The organism is uncultured Maritalea sp., assembly GCF_937139385.1.
In the GTDB taxonomy this organism is placed as follows: Bacteria; Pseudomonadota; Alphaproteobacteria; order Rhizobiales; family Devosiaceae; genus Maritalea; species Maritalea porphyrae_A.
The window spans coordinates 1-3,313 of sequence record NZ_CAKZPW010000118.1; the positions used below are offsets into that span (position 1 = coordinate 1).

At 50.7% G+C, this 3,313-nt stretch carries 3 protein-coding genes; 2 read left to right on the forward strand and 1 reads right to left on the reverse strand.

Annotated elements, in window-relative coordinates; all coding sequences use genetic code 11:
- Positions 1 to 466: 466 nt before the first annotated feature.
- Together Q0231_RS04800 and Q0231_RS04805 are read left to right on the forward strand one after the other, a co-directional pair.
- The gene (locus tag Q0231_RS04800) at positions 467 to 1,720 is read left to right on the forward strand and encodes a Ppx/GppA phosphatase family protein (protein WP_299345752.1); all 1,254 of its coding nucleotides are present in this window, start codon (positions 467 to 469) and stop codon (positions 1,718 to 1,720) included.
- A 167-nt stretch (positions 1,721 to 1,887) separates the two neighbouring features.
- Positions 1,888 to 2,541: an RlmE family RNA methyltransferase gene (locus Q0231_RS04805; protein ID WP_299345758.1), complete on the forward strand. Its 654-nt coding sequence runs from the start codon at positions 1,888 to 1,890 to the stop codon at positions 2,539 to 2,541.
- On the opposite strand, the gene Q0231_RS04810 is transcribed toward Q0231_RS04805, so the two are convergent.
- On the reverse strand, positions 2,531 to 3,313 hold a 783-nt coding region (locus Q0231_RS04810; RefSeq protein ID WP_299345755.1), incomplete at its 5' end, for an MFS transporter. The two genes, Q0231_RS04805 and Q0231_RS04810, sit on opposite strands and share 11 nt — an antisense overlap.

Below are 3,313 nucleotides of genomic sequence, written 5' to 3' on the forward strand. Positions count from 1 at the left end.
CTGGTCTTCGACAAATAGGGTCAAAATGGTGGCAATAAATATGCCAGCTAGCGCGCCAGAAATAAGCGACGCGAACGGATGAAAAAGCCCATCGACAAGGTGTGCACGAATGACAGTGGAGAGTTGTTGTTCTGAACGAATTGTTTTTAATAGACGGCCAAACATAACCAATACCTGCCTAACATTGTGCACAAAATATATGTCTAGGCTCTATTAGTGTAGTTAAAACCTTTAATAATCGTGACCTACAAAAATTTTTTTGATTATTTTTATCGTTTTCTGTCAGTGCTTTGGCAGGTTTTTGTGATGGAACTGATCAGCAAGGGCCACAATAGGAAATTTTTTGAACGCTTGATTGCGCAATTGCGCATTTAGTTTGATTGAATTATCATCAGCTCCAACATGTAAACAAGATGCCCTTCGGCGCGCCCATATGCGGCAAGCGACGTAGGCAACGGAGCAAAATGTGGTCGATGAAAATCGGCCCGTAATTGGTGCGAAAAAGCAGAGTTCTTCGGCGCCCGAAGACCGTCCAGTTTCCAACGCGGACAGGTCAAATGTGCCCAAAAACCCTGCAAATGCGCAAGCTGCCAATAAAAAGCGGGCCCGCAAGCGGAATACCAAAAGCCACCACAATAGTGTCCAGACCCACCAAAGGCCTGAGCTATATGGTGCGCTGGATCTTGGTACAAATAACTGTCGGCTGTTGCTGGCGCGACCAACCGCGAGCGGCTTTAAAGTCGTGGACGGTTTTTCCCGAATCGTACGGCTAGGTGAAGGGTTGACCAGTACAGGGCGTCTGTCCGACGACGCCATGGACAGAACGATTGAAGCGCTTCAAGCCTGTAAAGTGAAGATTGAAAACCAAAACGTCACAAAGTTTCGATTGATCGCCACCGAAGCATGCCGCTCGGCGGATAATGCTGAGAGCTTTTTAGCAAGGATTGAAAGCGAAACCGGCATTATTTTGGAAGTCGTGGACCGCCAAACCGAAGCGCAACTTGCGGTGACCGGTTGTGCCGACTTGGTGGAACCCGGCGTCGCTGGCTCCATCATATTCGATATTGGTGGCGGTTCGTCAGAATTGGCGTGGCTCGATTTTCGTGGTGGCAGGCCAAAAAGTCCCGGCAAGATGGCATCTTCGATCCGTTCTTGGCAGTCGTTGCCCGTTGGCGTCGTTTCGATTGCGGAAAAGTTTGATGGGGTCAATGTAACGCCCGAGAGCTTTGAAGAAATGGTGGCTTACGTGGCAAGTCACCTCAAGAAATTCAGAGGTCGCGAAAAGCTCAAGCAAACACTGGCGGAACACCCCATGCACTTGGTTGGCACCTCCGGCACTGTAACAACATTGGCAGGACTGCACCTTGGCTTGGACCGCTACGACCGTTCAAAGGTTGACGGGTTGTGGATGCGCTCCGAGCAGGTTGAAGACACGATGCGCGTGTTGATCAACATGGATTATGAGCGACGCAAAGCCAACCCATGTATTGGTCGTGACCGTGCGGATTTGGTGCTGCCTGGCTGCGCCATTTTCGAAGCGATCAGGCGCGAATGGCCCTGCGATCGTATTCGCGTGGCCGATAGGGGACTGCGTGAGGGTATATTGATTTCACTCATGTCCCAAGATCGGGTATGGTCAAAACCAAATGTGGGTGCGCAACGTCGTCGCCGGCGAACAAAACCAACCCAGCAAAACTCAAACCAAAGGACTGTCTCATGAGAGAGAAAGTCAAGGTCAAAGGCACGAAACGATTAGGCACCAAGGCTGGTGGCGTCAAGAAAGCCAAAATGAACGCTCAAGCTGCAAGGCGTGATGCCAAACAGCGCAAAACCACCCGCGAGCAAGAAGCAGGTGTGAAGCCCAGTCGCAAAGCTGAAGCGCGCGGCATGAGCACGCGTGTGAAAACCGCTAAAGGGCGCACAACTTCGTCCACAAATTGGCTCAAACGCCAATTGAATGACCCCTATGTGCAAAAAGCGCGCCTTGAAGGCCGTCGCTCACGTGCCGCCTATAAAATTATCGAGCTAAACGCCAAGCACAATCTCATCCGACCCGGTATGCGAGTGGTCGATCTTGGTTGTGCGCCGGGTGGTTGGTGCGAAGTTTGTACAGAAATTCTGGGGGTACACCCAGAAGATCCAAAGGTTGTGGGCATTGACTATCTGGAAATGGGCGAACTGCCTGGCGTGATCTTTCTACAAAAAGACTTTAACGACGATGATGCGCCTGATGCGCTGATTGAGGCGTTGGGCGGCAATAAGGTTGATTTGGTGCTGTCTGATATGGCAGCACCCACCACGGGGCACCGTCCGACCGATCACATCCGCATTATTGCGCTGGTTGAGCTCGCAGCTGATTTTGCAACCCGCATTCTAAACCCGGGTGGCACATTTGTGGCCAAGGTGTTCCAAGGCGGCACAGAACATGAATTGCTTGGCGAACTGAAGAAGAACTTCAAAACAACGTTCCACGCAAAACCACCAGCTTCGCGTCAAGATAGCGCAGAAACATACCTGATCGCAAAAGGCTTTAAGGGATAGGCGTTTGTGTTTTGGCGACGTGACCGGACACGTCGTCACCCACTTGTTTTGACAGCGCGAACAAAGGCAGCAACGATAAAACCGTAATGCCTGCCAATATGAAGAATACAATTTGCATTTCTGCAACGCCGACTTCAACGCCGCGCGCAAATGCAATGCCTTCTAACAACAGCGCTGTAATCGCCACGCCCAACGCAAACGCCAATTGGATCGACACAGAGCTGATCACCGTGGCCGAGGCAGTGTGTGCGGGCGTTGTTTGCGTGAAGGTGAGTGTGTTGAGCGATGTGAAATACATGGAGCGGAAAAAGCCCATGAAAAGCAGCAGCGACATCATTACCCAGACGGGTGTTTGAGCCGAGAAGTTTCCTTGCCCGACAGTCAATACGGCGGAAATACAAACGCCAACAATCAAGAGTGAGCGAAACCCGAATTTTTTCAGCGCGGGTCTCAAGAAGAATTTCATTGATATCGCCCCGACTGCCCCAATAAATGTGATCATACCCGCCTCAAATGGCGAATAGCCAAAGCCTATTTGCAACATCAATGGAAAAAGGAACGGCACGCCGCCGATCGCAACCCGGAACACAAAACCGGCATAGGTTGCTGTTTTGAAAATTGGCTCTTCAAAAACCCTCAAGTCCAGAACAGGATTTTCGACCCGTTTTGCATAAAAAACATAAATGATGCCGCAGATGAAACCAGCCGCTGCAACAGAAACGCCAAAAATGGGCGGCAATGCAGGCAAACTGATCACCGAAAGGCCAAAGAT

Excerpts from the sequence above, each read along its gene's own strand:
- Q0231_RS04805 (WP_299345758.1), top strand. The coding sequence starts at position 1,888 with ATGAGCACGCGTGTGAAAACCGCTAAAGGGCGCACAACTTCGTCCACA.